Genomic DNA, 17,431 nt, shown 5'->3' with positions numbered 1-17,431 from the left:
TGGATATTGGCGTAAATGAAAGGAGTACCTTTTAGTGGCGGCAAAAGTAATGATATTCAGTTCGGTTCATCCATACGACGATTCGCGTATTTATCATAAACAAGCCAAGTCCCTCGCGGAGGAGGGATATCATGTGGAGTTGCATGCCGTGGCCGATTTTGAGGAGCGGCTGGAGCATGGTGTGCGGATTGTCGGCGTCAAGCGGGTGAATAAGAAGTGGAAGCGGCTTATGAACGGTTGGGTGCTTTATCGGCGGGCGCTGAAGAGCGGGGCCGATATCTTTCACTTCCATGATCCGGAGCTGTTGCCATGGGGCGTATTGATCGCCTGGCGGACAGGGTGTCCCGTCATTTATGACTCACATGAGGACTTGCCAAAACAAATCCATACCAAGCCATGGATTCCCGCAGGTGTGCGCGGACCTTTGTCCAAGCTCGTTCACAAGGTGGAAAAGGGGTTGGCCCGCAAGTTGTCGGCGGTGGTGACGGCGACGGAGTCCATTGCGCGCCAGTTTGCAAGTGCCAAACGGACGGAAGTGATTAAAAATTATCCGTTGCCGATGCCCGCCGTGGAGAAGACGGAGGACGAGGGCAACAAGATTTTGTATGTGGGCGGGGTTTCTTATCTGCGCGGTTATCGTGAAATGATTGAGATGATGGATTACATCCCACCAGAATTGCAAGCGGAATTGCACATTATTGGTCCCCTGCAACATATTCGGCCGGAAGATCAGGACGAAGCAATGCTCAAAGAAAAGCGGGTTACCTTGCACGGACGTGTGCCCTTTGAGGATGTGAAGCAGTGGTTGGGCAAGGGCAAAGTGGGATTGGTGTGCCTGCATCCTATCGAGAACTATCGGGAATCCCTGCCGATTAAAATGTTTGAATACATGGCTGCCGGCTTGCCGCTGATCGCGACCGATTTTCCCATGTGGCGTGAGATTGTAGAGAAAAGCGGTTGCGGATTCACCGTTGACGCACTCAATCCGAAAGAGATGGCGGAGAAAGTGACAACCATTTTGAAGGACGAGCAATTGCGCAAGCAGATGAGTGAAGATGGCCGCAAGGCGCATGAAGAAGTGTATAACTGGCATGTGGAAGAACGGAAACTATTGGCCCTGTATGCCGGATTGCTGGGTACGCAAACAGCCACATCAAGTTGAACGAAGCAAAGGAACCCCCGTCTATGCGTTAGACGGGGGTTCCTTTTTTATTGCCCAACCGGTTGCCAGTTGATGTGGTGGGCTAGTTGGCGGTGGATGCGCTGTTGTTCACGTTCGCTCACTTGAAAATAGTACACACCGTTAATTTTGGTGTTTTCCCCATTGATTCCGCTGGAGCGGATTTGCTCTGAGGGTAGGTTGGCGTAAAGTCGTTGCAACTTCAGGATGTGAACCGGGGTAATGTCTGTTTTGACATTGGTGCCGAGGTGTTCCAAGACATCCGTCAACTGAGTAAGGGAACGGAGGGAAGTGCTTTGATGGATGATTCCGCGAATTAGCTCCTGTTGCCGTTTCATCCTGCCAAAGTCTCCACGGGGGTCACTTTTGCGCATGCGGGCGAAGGCGAGGGACTGATCCCCGTCCAATCGCATGATTCCCCGCTTGAACTGGTGTCCGTTGAAGCGAAACGACATGGGGACTTCCACTTCAACGCCTCCCAATTCATTCACGATGTCTTTCAGCCCTTGCATGTTTACTTTGACGTAGCCATCTATTGGAATATGGAGAAACCGCTCCACCGTTTTCCTTGTCAAGTCAATGCCACCGTAGGCGTAGCTGTGGTTGATTTTGTCCCGTTTGATCCGTCCGGGGATGTCGACCAGCGTGTCGCGGGGGATGTGGGTTAGCATCATGTTTTTTCGATGAGGGTTGATCGTAGCCACAATGATTGAATCGGCACGCCCCTGATCCCCCCGGCGTTCATCCACCCCCACAAGCAACAGGGCAACAGGGTCTTTGGCAATGTCCACCGCATGGGAGCGCAACGCCGATTTGGACTGGGAAGTTGGTTCATACACTTGTTCCGCTACTGACCAGATATGGTAACCAAAGTACGCGACGGCCCCCATGATTGCTAGCAGTAAAGTGCAAAGCAAGCGCAACAACCATCGTATCACAAGGACGCCCCTTCCGTTTCCAACATTTGGATAGGTATCATTATATGATGTTTCATACATTTGTTCAAATATGTTGCGGCTTAACTTGATAAGATAGGCATAAGGGGCATCTTCATGGCGGAGATCAGAGGAATCCGCTTGGCTTGATTTAGCTTTTTGCAAGCGCTTGACGGCCAAAAAGCCACTATCCGCCACTGCCTCGCAGTGAGGGAGAGTGACAGGCGCCTCTTTTGGCTTTGCAAAATGGATTCGCAGTGGGTTCAAAAAGAAAACAAGTCATCGCGTCTATGAGAGAGGGGTTCATCCAATGAAAGTGTTAGTGACCGGCGGGGCCGGGTTTATTGGCTCCCATATTGTCGATCAGTTGATTGCGCGCGGAGATCAGGTCGTGATTGTGGACAATCTTTCTTCCGGAAAAGAGAGTCAAGTCAACCCGGATGCCGTCTTTTACAACGTAGATATTACCAGTCCTGATTTGCATGCAGTAATGGAGCAGGAGCGGCCTGAGGTGGTTATTCACCAAGCGGCGCAAATCCATGTGAATACCTCTGTGGACAATCCGTCTCTGGATGCCAACATCAATATCTTGGGCTCCATCAATTTGTTGGAGGGTTGCCGTAAGGCTGGTGTAAAGAAAGTGGTCTACGCTTCTTCGGCGGCAGTGTACGGCACGCCTGCTTACCTCCCCGTGGATGAGCGCCATCCAATCGGCCCCTTGTCCGGATACGGCGTTTCTAAATACACGGTGGAGCATTACCTGTCGGTGTACCATCATCTGTACGGCTTGAATTACACCGTGTTGCGCTATGCCAATGTTTACGGTTTGCGCCAAGATCCGCGTGGCGAGGGTGGTGTGATCTCCATCTTCATCGACAAGGTGCTGGGCCGTGAACCGCTTACCATCTTTGGTGATGGTGAACAGACCCGTGATTACATTTATGTGGAGGATATTGCTCGAGCCAACCTCAGTGCGATTGAGCGCGGGGACGGCGAAGTGTTAAATGTGGGAACTGGGGTTAGCACTTCTTTGAATGAAGTGGTTCGCCTCTTTGATGAAATCGCCGGTGTGAAGCATGAGGTGAACTATGGTCCGGATCGGGCGGGAGACATCAAGCACAGCTATTTCAACAATGAAAAAGTGCGTCGGGTGCTCGATTGGGAGCCTCGAGTGAGCCTCAGGGAAGGATTGGCCAAAACTTACGCATATTACCAAGCGGAATATCGTAAAATGGACAAGGAACAGTAAACACTAATAAAGAACCCGCACACCCCATGCTTGAAAGAACGGGCCATGAAGATTTCATTTTTCACAATTCGGCTATTGTCAACGTGGAAAGATTACAGTATACTTGGTAACAGTAATCGGTTTGAAACATTGCTGTAATGTTACTGTCATTTTTGTAAAGTTAGTCGATAGCCGAAAATAATTGTGATTTGATACTATACACAGCAGGAGTGGTTTGCGGATGAGTTCAAAAGTAGCCTACGAGAGCAATTCGCGCGCATTCTCCGGAGAAATGAAAACGCCCGCCTCTTTCTATTTGGCATTCAAGCGCGGGTTTGAAATCGTGTTTTCCATTGGGTTATTGCTCTTCACTCTACCAGTGTTGATTTTGACGGCAATCGCGATCAAATTGGAATCACCAGGTCCCATCTTCTACAAACAGGAGCGGGTCGGTTTAAACGGCAAAACGTTTAACATCTTCAAATTGCGCTCGATGCGTACGGACGCAGAGAAAAACGGTCCGCAATGGGCTGCCAAGAATGATCCGCGCGTCACTCGTGTAGGCCAGTTCATCCGCAAAACCCGGATTGACGAACTGCCGCAGTTGATCAACATCCTGCGCGGGGATATGAGTTTGATCGGCCCGCGTCCGGAGCGACCGATGTTCACGGAGCAATTTGACAAAGAGATTCCAGGATTTAAGAAACGGTTGATGGTGAAGCCGGGATTGACGGGTTGGGCTCAGGTGAACGGTGGATATGAGGCGACCCCTGCTGAAAAGTTGGAGCTGGACTTGGAGTACATCAGAAATCAATCGTTTAAGATGGATTTTCAAATTTTGCTTAAAACCGTTTGGATCGTGATCTCCGGAAATGGGGCGCGCTAATGAGAAAACGGGTGGCTTTTGCTAAATCGAAGCAAAAGCCACCCGTTTTTATATACTCATCAGCCTGGTTTCCCAGGATATAGTCAGTTTGTTAATGGTGCGCCAACGATGTTGCCTCATTTAAAAAATCAGCTTTAGGCCGAAGTACAAGAGAAGCCACAATGGGATACTTAAACATGTCGCGTTCAACACACCAATCCAAAACGATTTTCCGACAACCGTGTATTCCATGTTGGGCACCTCCAGCAGTTCAATTTGAGGATCTGTCTTTATTATACGCCAGCGGCCGCTGATTTAGTGGGGAGTAGCCGTATTGTTATCTAAATGTAATCTCGTGGTAAAAATGTGATAAATCCGTGAACAAAAAACATTTCCTGTAACAATGAAAGGTGACATCGCTCCCGTGTGTGGATGGTTAAGATTTTCCAGCCATAAATAACGATTGACATAATGTCTTTTATTATGATAATTTATAACTCAATAGTTAATATGTTAATAATTGAATACAGCAACATTCTCTTATCAAGAGAGGGGTAGGGACCAGGCCCGTTGAACCCTCGGCAACCATCTGAGATCCATCAGAAAGGTGCCAATTCCTGCAGATTCGTTCTGACAGATGAGAGAAAGGTGTGTCAATAGACGTATCCCTTCTTGCCATCTTCAGAGCAGAGGGATTTTTTTATTGCTTAATAAAGGTGGTGAAGCCTCAATGATTCAGATTAAAGAAGTCGTCAAGACCTATCCGGCGCGCGATGGGGGTTCGGTCGTGACTGCGCTGGACGGGGTGACGTTGACGATCAACCGAGGTGACATCTTCGGCATCGTAGGTTATAGCGGCGCGGGCAAATCGACGCTGTTGCGACTGATCAACGGGCTGGAGATGCCGACAAAGGGTGAAGTCATCGTAGATGGGAAAGAGATTTCCCGTCTAAAAGAGAGAGAATTGCGCCAGGCACGGCAGAAGATCGGCATGATCTTTCAACACTTTCACTTGCTTTGGTCGCGGACGGTTCGCGAAAATGTGGCTTTTCCGCTAGAAGTGGCAGGGTTGCCGAAAGAGCAGATTCGCAAGCGAGTCGATCAGCTTTTGGAGCGGGTAGGACTAGCTGAACGTGCTGACGCTTACCCTTCCCAGTTGAGCGGAGGACAAAAACAGCGGGTTGGCATTGCACGGGCTTTGGCCAACGAGCCGGATATTCTCTTGTGCGATGAAGCGACATCCGCGCTAGATCCAGAAACCACAGCATCCATTTTGCAACTGCTCAAGGAGATTCATCGGGAAATGGGGATCACCTTGGTGTTGATCACGCACGAAATGAGTGTGGTGCGGCAGATTTGCAACAAGATGGCGGTGATGGAAAACGGCCGGGTCGTGGAAACGGGGATGGTCTCCTCCATCTTTAGCCAACCACAACAGGCGTTGACTAAACAGTTTGTCAAAGAGCTGCAGCCTAGTACCCAAGGCGATGACACGTCAGGGGAAGTGGTTGAATTGCCGCTCGGTGATGCGGATAAGTTGGTAGCATTGGCTAAGGAGCATGGGATTCGGTTCAGTGTTGTCAGCGGGGCCATTGCAGGAGAACAGGATGACTGCTTGCGCGTAAGAGTTGATGGGACAGAGGCGCAGATGCAGGCCGTGCGCCAAGTGTTGTGTGGAGGTGAGCGGGCATGTTGACCGGTATCGATTGGAACCAAGTGTCCGTTGCACTGGGGGAAACCTTGTATATGGTGAGCATATCCACTTTGTTCACCGCGCTTCTGGGAATTCCTTTGGGTGTGATGCTTACCGTCTCGGATCGCGGTTATTTTTGGGAGAATATGTGGGTGCAACGAACGTTGGGCACGATTGTGAATATCTTCCGCGCGGTACCGTTTATTGTCCTAGTACTTTTCTTATTTCCTGTCGCGGAGTTTTTGGTGGGAACCACGCTCGGGCCCACAGCAGCAACTGTGCCATTGATCGCTGGTGCGGCACCTTTTTACGCCAGAATGGTGGAGACCGCTCTCAGGGAAATTGACCGCGGGGTGATTGAAGCGGCGCAAGCGATGGGGGCTTCCCGTTTGAACATTATCTGGAAAGTGCTGTTACCAGAAGCGATGCCGGCCATTGTCTCCGGATTGACCGTCACTTGCGTATCCTTGATCAGCTTCTCGGCGATGGCAGGGATTGTTGGCGGAGGCGGTTTGGGAGATGCGGCGTTTAGGTACGGCTTTCAATCGTTCAATGATGGTATGCTGTATATTTGTGGTTTGCTGTTGGTTGTGATGGTGCAGCTCATTCAAATGGTAGGGGATTGGTTGGTTCGTCGCTTGGACAAACGGTGAATGAAGGGTAAGAGCCGGACTCGAAGCGGGGATTCCCCGTAGCAGGGCAAGTAGACGCAACATAATCCGCCTAATCGGATCGATTTTATTAAATAAAATGATGCATGGGAGGATGGCAATGATGAAAATGAAAAGATGGATTGCGACGGGCTTGGTCGCATTGGTCGCCGCGTTTGGCGTGGGTTGCGGTAAGAAAGATGAATCGGCAGTGTTGACGGTGGGGGCGTCGCCAATTCCGCATGAGGAAATTCTGAAGTTTGTTCAACCGGAATTGGAAAAGCAGGGAGTGGAGTTGAAGATCCAAGCGTTCCAAGATTATGTGTTGCCGAATAAAAGTGTGGAAGAAGGGCAGATCGACGCCAATTTCTTTCAACACATCCCTTGGATGGAAGCCACCAACAAAGAAAAAGGGTATCACTTGGTGAAAGTGGCTGGGGTTCACATTGAGCCAATGGGCGCGTATTCCAACAAAATCAAAAACATCAGTGAACTGAAAAACGGAGCCACGGTCGCTCTGCCTAACGCAACCAGTGAAATCACACGCGTCTTGCTTCTGTTGGATCAAAACAATTTGATCAAGCTGGACAACCGTGAAGGTGACAAAACGCTGAAAAACATCAAAGAAAATCCGAAAAACCTGCAATTTAAGCTGCTGGAAGCCGCGACGTTGCCACGTATGCTGGATCAAGTCGATTTCGCAGTGATTAACACCAATTATGCCTTGCAAGCAAAACTGAATCCGTTGAAAGATGCCCTGTTTATTGAAGGGAAAGATTCTCCGTACGTCAACGTATTGGCAGTGAAAAAAGGCAATGAAAATGATCCACGCGTTCAAAAATTGGTGAAGGTGCTCACTTCGCAAAAGGTAAAAGACTTTATCCTCAAAAAGTACAACGGGTCTGTCGTGCCGGCGTTTTAAAGCTGGAAGAGCCACACCCCATTTACAGGGTGTGGCTCTTCACTGTTTAACCGGTAGCGGAATCCGCGATAATGTCCCCACTTAGACGGTCTTTAAAGAGGTACATCTTTATATTCGGCTTCACCGAGCGATAGTACCGCCTGACCGTGGGTCCAGTTGGTTACTTGCTCAATCAGTTTTTGTTCTTCGCCTAGTGGCGTCCAAACGGCCCAACTCACTTTGTCGGCAAAGGACGGCGTTTCCAACAAATAACCGGTTCGATGCAATTCATGTTCCATTTTGCCCATGAAAGAATAATCAAATGTGATTACCACTTGTTGATGCATCATCCGTTTGACGAGCCCTGCCGCTTCAATTGCCGCCGCGGCTCCTTGGCTGTAAGCGCGCACCAATCCTCCTGCGCCAAGCTTGATTCCGCCAAAATAGCGGGTGACGACGACGGCGGTATACAAACACTGCTTGGCGTGGATCACTTCAAGGATGGGTCTTCCCGCCGTTCCGGCAGGCTCACCGTCATCGGAGGATTTCTGCGTGGTTTCTGTGATGTGATAAGCGTAGCAATTATGGGTCGCATCCCAATGCTTCTTGGAAACGTCCTGTACGAATTGGACGGCTTCCGCTTCGGTTGCCACATGTTTAGCACGACAAATGAAGCGAGATTTTTGAATGATGATTTCTGTTTCCCCATAAGGGGCAATGGTCAGATAGCTGTCTGGTTTCATCGTTCGTTTCACACCCTTCCACCTTATTATAGGGGAATTGGGCGAACAGGCCAAAGAGAAAGCGATGGTTCCGGGATGGCTGGCCATCGCTTTCTCTTTGTCACCGATTAGCAGGAGGTTCCATCTCTTCCCCTTCGGTCTTGTTGATCATGTCGTCATCAGGCTTGTACTCCAATTGTTGATGCAGAATTTGGCTAAGCCGTTGGATTTCCGTTTTGGGAATGATGACGACCGAACCGGAGCGGGCATACATTTTAGGATAGGCTTCAAAGGTGACGGTTTCAATTCTTTCTTTGGGAATTTCCCGATATGTTTTAATTAGAGAAGGGATTTCTTTGAAATGGAAGCTATGGTCAAAGTTATTGCCCACTGCCTTGGTGACTTCGTTGAACTTGGTAACGCCGTCGATGCTGGTCATTTTGTCAATCAATTGCGAGATGACCTCCCGTTGGCGTTCATTGCGGGCAAAATCTCCTTCGGCAAATGATTTGCGGTTGCGCACATATGCTAAGGCCTCAGAGCCGTTCAAATGGCGCGGACCTGGTTCGAAAACAATCATTTTCCCGCCGATTGCACGCTGCTTGAATCGCTGTTTCACATTGACATCGACGCCGCCTAAAGCATCGACAAGATCTTCAAAGCCTTGGAAGTTTACTTTGGCATAATAATCAATGGGAACATGGAAAATATTTTCTACCGTTTGTCTGATATTTTCTACTTCGCCGATCCCTTTAATCCGACCGTAGGCTGCGGCGGCGTTAATTTTGGTTCTCACTTCCGTATTGGCGATCTTGACATAGAAATCCCGGGGAATACTAATCAATTTGATTGACTTGGTTTTGGGGTTGACAGCAGCCAAGATCAAGACATCGGAACGCCAATTGTTAGGGTCGGTGCTACGCTGGTCCGTACCGATTAACAACACAGTGAAGGGGTCTTTTTCCTCGAGGACCACTTTTTCCGTCCGCCAAGTGGATTTTTTCAATGGTTTTCCGGTTTTGGCGAAGACGCCCCAAAGTTGGGTGCCAAAATATATTCCGACACCAACCACGATAAGCAGAAGAAGGATGGCGATGCGCTGAATTAGGCGCTTGCGGTTGTTGTGGGGGGGTGTTGTTTGTTTATCAAATGACATTGTCTGCTCCTTACATGAATGAATTGGTCTAGGTAACTTTAGTATTTAGATTTTATATATAAAAATGCATACAGAGAATTTAGATACGGGGAAAGATTATAACTTGATTATAGTGAAATTCTTTACAGGCGCAATGGACAGAGCGTTGAAGAAATTTGACATTCTTGTGATTAATTTGTTGCATCAGGTGAGGGATTGTCATCGGTTTGGTCGAGCCATTCCGCTTTCGGTTGATATTCCAATTGTTGCTGTAGCATTTTGCGAATCCGCTCTTTTTCAGGCTGTGGGATGTCAAGCATATCTGCGCTGCCGACTTTGATGTCGACCACTTTGATGTGGATGCTATGGATGTTTTGTTTGGGTATCTCACGATACACTTTGATCAAGGCAGGGATATCGTCCATCCGGAACCCATGTTGAAAATTTTTTCCAAGAGTGGATGTGATCTCTGAAAATTGGCTGATGCCGTCGAAGCTGACCAATTTGTCCAGCAACAGGCCGATGACTTCTTGCTGGCGTTCATTGCGGGCGAAGTCCCCACCGGCGACGTCTTTGCGATTGCGTACGTAGGCGAGGGCCTGTTTGCCGTTGAGGTGCATCATCCCCGGCTGGAAGACCGCTTTGCCTCCGCCGATCATCGCTTGCGAGAAGGATTGCTTCACGTTGACATCGATTCCGCCTAAGGAGTCGACAATGTCTTCAAACCCTTGAAAGTTGATCATCGCATAATAATCGACGGGAATGTGAAGCAGATTTTGCACGGCTTCCCGCGTGTTTTCCACCACGCCCACCCCCGATTGCCGACCGTAGAAGGGGGCGGCGTTGATGCGTGTTTTCACACCACCGGAGTTGGGGATGGTCATATAGACGTCCCGGGGAATGCTGACCAACAGGACGGATTGTGTCTTCGGATTAATCGCGGCCAGCATCAGCACATCGGTCCTAAAATCATTGGGCCGGTTGGTGCGTTGGTCGGTACCGATCAATAAGACGGTGAACGGGTCTTCTTTGATTTTTACTTCTTGGTCCCGCAAGGCTGAGGTATCCAAGCGGTTGCTGCTGTCGGCCAAGGCGCCCCACAGCAGTGATCCGTAGTAAATGCCGAAGCCAAACACCAACAGGGTGACTGCTACGGCCAAATATTTGAACCATTTTTTGCGCCGTTTGCGCTGGGCGCGGCGCTGATCCACTTTGTTCATGGCGCATACCTCTCTTTGCGGTATTTGCTGAAGCTGGGGGTCTCGGATAAGATAAAAGAAGGCGGAATATTGTGCCTAATCTGCCGGGACTAAAATCCCTTCGTATCGTTATCATTCCCTTTGTTTTGCGGTTTGTAAACGTGCTTCGTCTATTTGTGTTGCTGTCCGCATATGGATGGAAAAAGAAAAGGGAGTGATGGCCTCCCTAGTTGCCATCGCTCCCGCTGTCTGCCGTGCCGTCAACGTCACTGTTCCCATTATTCAATTGCCCTTCTTTGGGCTTGTACTCCAATTGCTTTTGCAATAGTTGTCTGATCCGTTGTTTCTCTTCTTCAGGAATGCGCAACACTGCGCCGGAACCAGGGACTTTATCGTCAAATACTTTTATTTGTATGGTTTCGATGTTCTGTTTCGGAATCCCTTGGTAAATCTTCACCAGAGCTGGGAAATCGGTGATATCGAAGCTGTATTCGAAGTTTTTGCCAACCGCTTTCGACACTTCGCTAAACTTTGTTACCCCGTCGAAACTGGCCAGTTTGTCGATCAGTTGGGAGACGACTTCCCGTTGCCGTTCATTGCGCCCCAGATCGCCCCGGGGATCCTCATGCCGTTCCCGCACGTAAGCCAGTGCTTTTTTTCCATTGAGGGTGTAAGTGTTTCCTGGGTAGAACTTGGCGTAGCCTCCACCGATCATCGCTTGGGTGAATTTGAACTTGGGAGTCACTTGGATGCCGCCCAATGCATCCACAATGTCTTCAAACCCTTGGAAATTGATGCGTGCGTAGTAGTCGATCGGCACATGAAGCAATTCTTCTAGGGTTTTGCGGACGTTTTCCACATCGCCCACACCAGATTGGCGACCATAGTAAGCAGCCGCGTTGATTTTCGTTTTTACACCACCGGAGTTGGGGATGGTGATATAGGTGTCGCGCGGAACGCTTACCACTTTGGCCGTTTTAGTTTTGGGATTGATGGCGGCCAAGATCATGACATCAGCCCGCCAATCATTGGGGCGCGTTGTCCGCTGGTCGGTTCCGAGCAAAAGCACAGTGAACGGTTCATTTTTGATTTCGACTTCTTTATCGCGCAGGTCGGACTTTTTGAGTTCTTTGCCACTGTTGGCGAAAACGCCCCAAATTTGCGAACCAAAGTACAGCCCGAATCCCAACACGAGGACAGTGACGATGGAAATGATACGGAATGTCCATTTTTTGCGCCGTTTTTGTTTGACACGGTCAATGCGGCTGTCGTTTACTCTTTGCATCTTTGAATCCCCACTTGCCGTTTGGTTTTAGTGACCTCTCCTGTCTTTCTTAATAAAAGGATATTTTTCTTTCTATTTAGAATGTTACTAGACTACAAACAATTAAATTCAAACTGAAAAACAATAATGAAAGCTGTTTACAATTAATTATTCTATCGGATTTATTCGACATATTCCACCCAATTTGTGGTGCTGTTTTTGAAAATAATAGGACTTTTTGGTGAGAGCGATGATATTTGTCCGAATGCTTGCGGGATCGATCTTTGCGATTGTATTTGTCATGGGCTCTGTTTCATCTGGCGGATCAGAACGGGCGCGGGAGCAGGCAGGTCAGCGAGAGCCGTTGCCGGCGCAAGAACCCGATGCGTTTCGGCTTTCGTTTCTGGATCAGATCAAAGCGCCGGAGGCATGGCAAGCGTTCATGCGGCGAAGTGGTTCGTTGGGGACGGACCCGTTGGTAGTAGCGGTCGTGGACACAGGAGTCGACTTGCAGCATCCCCTGTTGCGATCCTATTTGGTACCTGGAGTCAATCTTCGTTTCCCGGATGAACCACCTCACGACCGGATGGGTCATGGAACGAAAGTGGCAGGAGTAATCGCTTCCGTGTGGGGGGCGGGACAATGGCGAACGCCCATGGGAAAAGGCCGGATCATGCCGGTCAAAGTGATGGAAGATGGCAGTGATGGCCAAATGAGCCGCACCATTGCCGGCATCCGAGAGGCGATCTCACGTAAGGCCCGGATTATCGTGTTGGCTCAAGGGAGTTGGCGTCACCACCCAGCGTTGGCTGAGGCTGTCGCTGAGGCGGAGCAGCAAGGTGTGTTGATCGTAGCGGCGGTGGGCAACGCCAAGTATGATGAACAGGGGCGCCTGGCATTTGATCACCCGTTGTACTTTCCGGCGGCTTATCCCACCGTGTTGGCGGTAGGGGCTGCCACCCAGGACGGCCGGCACGATCCCACGTCCAATTGGGGGCCGGGAATTGACTTGGTCGCGCCGGGGGAAAATATTCGCTTGACACCCGAAGAAAATCCGCTCATGCAGAATGGAACTTCGTTTGCCGCTCCGCAAGTGGCTGCCGTCGCAGCCTTGGTATGGCAATTGCATCCCGAATACACACCGGCAGATGTGAGGCGACACTTGATGCAGACCGCCCGCCGTACTCCTTCTTCCGCTTGGCGTTGGGATGAGCAGATGGGCTACGGGCAGGTAGATGCCGCTCAAGCGATTCGCGGGACATTGCATCCGGATCCCTATGAGCCGAATGACCGCAAGGAGGAAGCTAAGCCCATCGCTAGTGGCTTAGAAGTGTACGGAGTGAGCCGGCGCGGCGATCCGGATATATTTGAGCAACCAATCCATGAAAAAGGATGGTTGGAACTGCAAGTGTCTGTGCTAGGGCCGGCTTCCGAGTTGTTGCTAGAAGCGTACGATGAGCGGGGGCGCACGCTCAGCCGCAGGCGAATCTCCCGGCAAGGAGACGTGCGGTTCCCGGTGGGGGCGGGCCATGTACAGATCGGAGTGGAAGGACTGGATGAAAGGGAGGCGCATTATCGCTTGATCAGCCAAGCTCGCCTTGGTCCCGATGCGATGGAGCCCAACGATGATGCCGACCAAGCAGCGGTAATTTCTGTCAGGCCGGGAATTCAGATCATTGAGGGTACCATGGATCGGCATAACGACCGGGATTGGTTGGAATTGCGGATCGCCGAGCCAGGTCGACTCACGCTCGAAGTGCGGCCGTTGACTCCGCGGTTTGACCCCGTATTGCAACATCCTTTTGCGGGGCGTATGGATGTGCAAGAAGACCAGGGGGACGAAGGGGAGCATGAAGAAATTCGGGTTAGGGTGCGTCCGGGAAGATATCGGATCTGCATTAGCGATTACGACGGCAATGTACCGGATCGTCCCTACCATGTGGTGATGCGGTACACGCCACAAAATAAAAAAGGTTGATAGGTCGCTTAACCGCAGGACGTGATGCCGCTTGCCCGGAGCCATGGCCAGGGTCTGTGTGCACCTTGCGCTGGACGGGGCGACGAGATGCACATAAATGTGTTGTTTTCCCATAGATCTTAGTTGTAATTGCGGGGCCTTTAGGTTATTCTATTGATGATGTAGAACTCGTCTCCTTATAACCAGATGAAGATGAAGGCAGAAGACTTGCTCCACAAAGTCTCGAGGATGTTATTAAAAGGAGAACATAGCACCTTTCCTCGATGGAAAGGGTTTTTTATTTGCGACTGATTGCGCGAAGGGGGAAAACCAATGGCAGAAAAAAAACGCAGCATATTCACTTCCGAGTCGGTAACCGTAGGTCATCCGGATAAAATCTGTGACCAAATCTCCGACTCCATTCTGGATGCGATTCTAGAAAAAGACCCAAATGCCCGCGTGGCATGCGAAACATCCGTGACCACCGGATTGGTGCTGGTAGCGGGTGAAATCTCCACATCTTGCTATGTGGACATTCCAAAGCTGGTTCGTCAAACGATCCGCGATATCGGTTACACCCGTGCCAAATTCGGATTTGACGCTGATACTTGCGCGGTGCTGACTTCGATTGACGAGCAATCCCCTGACATTGCGCAAGGGGTGGACCAAGCGCTGGAAAAACGCGAAGGGTCCATGACTGAAGACGAGATCGAAGCGATTGGCGCCGGCGACCAAGGTCTTATGTTTGGTTTCGCCTGCAATGAAACGGACGAACTGATGCCGTTGCCGATCTCTTTGGCACATAAATTGGCTCGCCGCCTGCATGAAGTCCGTGTGAACGGTACCCTGCCGTACCTGCGCCCGGACGGAAAAACCCAAGTGTCGGTGGAGTATGAAGACGACAAGCCAGTGCGCATTGACACGGTTGTGGTATCAACACAACATGCGGAAGAAATCAGCTTGGATCAAATCAAACAAGATATCCAAACCCATGTGATCAATCCAATCGTGCCAGCGGAAATGATGGATGAAGCCACCAAATTCTTCATCAACCCCACCGGTCGGTTTGTTATCGGTGGGCCGCAAGGGGATGCTGGCTTGACAGGCCGCAAGATCATCGTTGACACATATGGTGGATACGCTCGCCACGGCGGTGGGGCTTTCTCTGGAAAAGACCCGACCAAAGTGGACCGTTCCGGCGCGTATGCAGCGCGTTACGTCGCCAAAAACATCGTGGCTGCCGGTTTGGCTGATAAGTGCGAAGTACAATTGGCTTACGCGATCGGCGTTGCCCGCCCTGTTTCCATCCGCGTTGAAACCTTTGGCACAGGCAAACTGAGTGAAGAGGTATTGGTGGAACTGGTGAAAAAGCACTTTGATCTGCGTCCAGCCGGAATTATTCGCCAACTGGATTTGCGCCGTCCGATTTATCGCCAAACGGCTGCTTATGGTCATTTTGGCCGCACCGATGTGGAACTGCCATGGGAGAAAACGGATAAAGCGGAAGCGTTGAAAGCAGACGCCGCAGCTGTGCTGTAAGGCGAATCGAAAAGCCCAATGTCAAAATGACATTGGGCTTTTTCGTTTGCTTTGTTATCCCCTTTTTAATTCAAGCAGGGTGATCTCCGGCCGGCACAAGAACCGCAAGGGGAGGATGGTGGTACCGATTCCGCGGTTGGTGTACAAGGCAAATCGCTCATTAAGCCGGTAGAGACCTGCCGGATAACGTCGGCCCCCATGGGGAGTGATCGGCGCGCCCAAAAAAGGCAAACGGATTTGTCCGCCATGGCTGTGCCCGGACAATTGCAAATCGATGGGAGCTGTGCGATGGGTTGCTGCTGAGTCAGGCTCATGGGCCAGGAGGAGGTGGAAGGCATGGGGGTCATCCGGCAACTGGGCCAGCACTGCTTCCAAGTCGGGTTGTCCTTCCATATGGTCATCCAATCCGGAAAGGTAGAGGGTGTCCGAGCCTTTGACCAGTGGGTAGACTTGATTGATCAACACATGAAAGCCACCATCGGTAAGGGCTTGTTTGACCAACGCCACGTCCCCAAAGTAATCATGGTTTCCCAGTACGGCAAACTTGCCGAGCGGCGGGTTGCATTGTTGAAGTCGGCGGGCGATGCTCTTGGCTTCTGTGTTTGACAGCCGATCGTCGATCAGATCGCCTGTGAAACAGAGCAGATCTGGCTTAAGTGCCTCTACACGCCCGATGATGGCGTCCAACTGGGAGAGGTCGAAGTGGTGACCAAAATGCAGGTCGCTGATGTGCGCAATCTGCATACCGTCAAATGAGGTGGGCAGGCGCGGCGAGCGAAGAGTAAGGTGGGTTGTTTCCAGCCAGCTCACTTCAATGATGCCAGCATAAAGCGGCGCGCCGAGGCAGAGAGCGCCAAGGGCAAGGGACAACTTGAGGAATCTCCGTCGGTGAATGCGCGGTTCAGCAGAAACAGTATGTACATGATGAGAGGTCATGGGGATTCACTCCTGTCTGCATAAGTGATTTCAAGCTTTGAGTTCGGTTGGAAAATTTTGCTTTTTTGGCGGAGGGTGCATGAAGATAAATAAATGAGGGAAAGGTCTTGACGGGTGATTTTGTCAATAAGGGTTGACGATTGCTCACCTTTTCAGAATAATTACATCTAGGCTAAAAGTATGACATGGCGCTGAAAAATGCAATCGGTGAAAAGCCCGTGATGACACCCGTGGTAGCTTTGACGCCGAATGCAGGCCACAGTTGCCAGCGTCCAGCTGTTTTTTTGTAAAAACAACAGGGGGCTGGCAGAAAGGTCGAATTTTGAAAGCAAGGGGAAGCTGTTATATCTGCAATTTCCTTTGTTTGTGGTTGATCAGGGTTTCTTTGCAGTTTCTAGTTTCATCTTTTCGTGATAAAATTTAAATAAGAGCGAATATTATGAGAAGGGAGTGAGCCCTTTGCAAGAGAGGAAGCCACAGACTGGACATGGCAACGGGAATCGCCCCGAGACAGAACTGTCATTGCCGATCCGCGTATTCATTGCCGACGCGGATGCGGAGTACCGCCAAGCATTGAAGCAAGCGGTGGAAAATGAGAAAGACATGGTGTTGGTTGGGGAATGCATGGATGGCTACGATGTCCCCTTGATCTGCGGAACCACGGCACCCCATCTCGTGGTGTTGGATTTGCATTTGCCCCGCGTTGACGGGGTGGAAACGACGTACCGTCTGAGTCAAATGGCTCCTCACACAAAAGTCCTTATTTTGTCTGAACGCGCTGACCCGTATGCGCTAGAAACGATTCGCTCTGGGGCGTCAGGATATCTATTGAAGGATCTAAAGATGGCTTCCTTGATTGAAGCGATTCGCGTTATCGCTCATGGAGGCGTTTACATCCATCCGATCATGATGGGACGGTTAGTGAATGAGCTACGTCGTCTTAGCCGGATGGAGGGAGCGATGTATTATCACTACGCTTCGCTTCCTCCACTCTCATGGCAAGAAGTGTTGACATATAGGGAAATGGAAGTTTTGAGGTTGATGTCACAGGGAAAAAATAATCGAGCGATCAGTGAACATTTGTATATCAGTGAAAAAACAGTAAAAAACCATGTCAGCAACATCCTTTACAAATTAAACGTCCAGGATCGCACACAAGCTGTGTTGCTTGCGTTGAAGTATGGATGGGTACAACTGATTTAGCCTAGTCGTAGGTATGCACACAAA

Annotated in this window: 15 protein-coding genes and 1 riboswitch; of the genes, 9 read left to right on the top strand and 6 right to left on the bottom strand. The window is 50.2% G+C overall.

Going from position 1 to position 17,431, the window contains the following annotated elements; translation table 11 throughout:
• The first annotated feature begins 34 nt into the window (after positions 1-34).
• Positions 35-1,162 (top strand): glycosyltransferase family 4 protein, encoded by a 1,128-nt coding sequence (locus CLV36_RS03625; RefSeq protein WP_106341791.1) that lies wholly within the window; start codon positions 35-37, stop codon positions 1,160-1,162.
• 47 nt (positions 1,163-1,209) lie between these two features.
• Here CLV36_RS03625 and CLV36_RS03620 read toward each other — a convergent pair whose 3' ends face one another.
• Complete coding sequence (locus CLV36_RS03620; protein ID WP_181352812.1) at positions 1,210-2,118, bottom strand: LCP family glycopolymer transferase; 909 nt, start codon at positions 2,116-2,118, stop codon at positions 1,210-1,212.
• A gap of 307 nt (positions 2,119-2,425) precedes the next feature.
• Between CLV36_RS03620 and CLV36_RS03615 the strand changes: the two genes are divergently transcribed.
• The 5 genes from CLV36_RS03615 (at position 2,426) to CLV36_RS03595 (ending at position 7,473) form a co-directional block, all read left to right on the top strand.
• Complete coding sequence (locus tag CLV36_RS03615) at positions 2,426-3,364, top strand: NAD-dependent epimerase/dehydratase family protein (RefSeq protein WP_106341789.1); 939 nt, start codon at positions 2,426-2,428, stop codon at positions 3,362-3,364.
• Between the two features lie 220 nt (positions 3,365-3,584).
• On the top strand, positions 3,585-4,229 hold the full coding sequence (locus CLV36_RS03610; protein WP_102993615.1) for a sugar transferase: 645 nt from the start codon (positions 3,585-3,587) through the stop codon (positions 4,227-4,229).
• A gap of 516 nt (positions 4,230-4,745) precedes the next feature.
• Positions 4,746-4,852, top strand: a riboswitch (SAM riboswitch).
• An 86-nt stretch (positions 4,853-4,938) separates the two neighbouring features.
• Positions 4,939-5,904 carry a methionine ABC transporter ATP-binding protein gene (locus tag CLV36_RS03605; protein WP_106341788.1) on the top strand — a complete coding sequence of 322 codons (966 nt, stop codon included), beginning with the start codon at positions 4,939-4,941 and terminating at the stop codon, positions 5,902-5,904.
• Positions 5,898-6,554: a methionine ABC transporter permease gene (locus CLV36_RS03600; protein WP_106341787.1), complete on the top strand. Its 657-nt coding sequence runs from the start codon at positions 5,898-5,900 to the stop codon at positions 6,552-6,554. The genes CLV36_RS03605 and CLV36_RS03600 overlap by 7 nt, the downstream gene beginning before the upstream one ends.
• Before the next feature lie 127 nt (positions 6,555-6,681).
• Positions 6,682-7,473 carry a MetQ/NlpA family ABC transporter substrate-binding protein gene (locus CLV36_RS03595; RefSeq protein ID WP_106341894.1) on the top strand — a complete coding sequence of 264 codons (792 nt, stop codon included), beginning with the start codon at positions 6,682-6,684 and terminating at the stop codon, positions 7,471-7,473.
• Between the two features lie 92 nt (positions 7,474-7,565).
• On the opposite strand, the gene CLV36_RS03590 is transcribed toward CLV36_RS03595, so the two are convergent.
• The 4 genes from CLV36_RS03590 to CLV36_RS03575 all read right to left on the bottom strand — a co-directional run bounded on the left by CLV36_RS03590 (position 7,566) and on the right by CLV36_RS03575 (position 11,793).
• Positions 7,566-8,195, bottom strand: coding sequence for a YigZ family protein (locus tag CLV36_RS03590; RefSeq protein WP_106341893.1), 630 nt, complete (start codon positions 8,193-8,195; stop codon positions 7,566-7,568).
• Positions 8,196-8,295: 100 nt separating this feature from the next.
• Positions 8,296-9,330 (bottom strand): LCP family protein, encoded by a 1,035-nt coding sequence (locus CLV36_RS03585; RefSeq protein WP_106341786.1) that lies wholly within the window; start codon positions 9,328-9,330, stop codon positions 8,296-8,298.
• A 170-nt stretch (positions 9,331-9,500) separates the two neighbouring features.
• The gene (locus CLV36_RS03580; protein ID WP_102993610.1) at positions 9,501-10,529 is read right to left on the bottom strand and encodes an LCP family protein; all 1,029 of its coding nucleotides are present in this window, start codon (positions 10,527-10,529) and stop codon (positions 9,501-9,503) included.
• A gap of 205 nt (positions 10,530-10,734) precedes the next feature.
• Positions 10,735-11,793 (bottom strand): LCP family protein, encoded by a 1,059-nt coding sequence (locus tag CLV36_RS03575; protein WP_102993609.1) that lies wholly within the window; start codon positions 11,791-11,793, stop codon positions 10,735-10,737.
• 229 nt (positions 11,794-12,022) lie between these two features.
• On the opposite strand from CLV36_RS03575, the gene CLV36_RS03570 reads away from it, so the two are divergent.
• Positions 12,023-13,750: a S8 family peptidase gene (locus CLV36_RS03570; RefSeq protein WP_106341785.1), complete on the top strand. Its 1,728-nt coding sequence runs from the start codon at positions 12,023-12,025 to the stop codon at positions 13,748-13,750.
• Between the two features lie 312 nt (positions 13,751-14,062).
• Positions 14,063-15,268: a methionine adenosyltransferase gene (gene metK, locus CLV36_RS03565; RefSeq protein ID WP_106341784.1), complete on the top strand. Its 1,206-nt coding sequence runs from the start codon at positions 14,063-14,065 to the stop codon at positions 15,266-15,268.
• Between the two features lie 54 nt (positions 15,269-15,322).
• Here metK and CLV36_RS03560 read toward each other — a convergent pair whose 3' ends face one another.
• Positions 15,323-16,204 (bottom strand): metallophosphoesterase, encoded by an 882-nt coding sequence (locus CLV36_RS03560; protein ID WP_106341783.1) that lies wholly within the window; start codon positions 16,202-16,204, stop codon positions 15,323-15,325.
• Positions 16,205-16,663: 459 nt separating this feature from the next.
• Here CLV36_RS03560 and CLV36_RS03555 point away from each other — a divergent pair, with 459 nt between their 5' ends.
• On the top strand, positions 16,664-17,407 hold the full coding sequence (locus tag CLV36_RS03555) for a response regulator transcription factor (protein ID WP_245888275.1): 744 nt from the start codon (positions 16,664-16,666) through the stop codon (positions 17,405-17,407).
• Positions 17,408-17,431: the final 24 nt, after the last annotated feature.

Source organism: Laceyella sediminis (genome assembly GCF_003003125.1).
GTDB classification, from domain to species: Bacteria; Bacillota; Bacilli; order Thermoactinomycetales; family Thermoactinomycetaceae; genus Laceyella; species Laceyella tengchongensis.
This window is presented reverse-complemented; position numbering and strand designations above follow the sequence as displayed.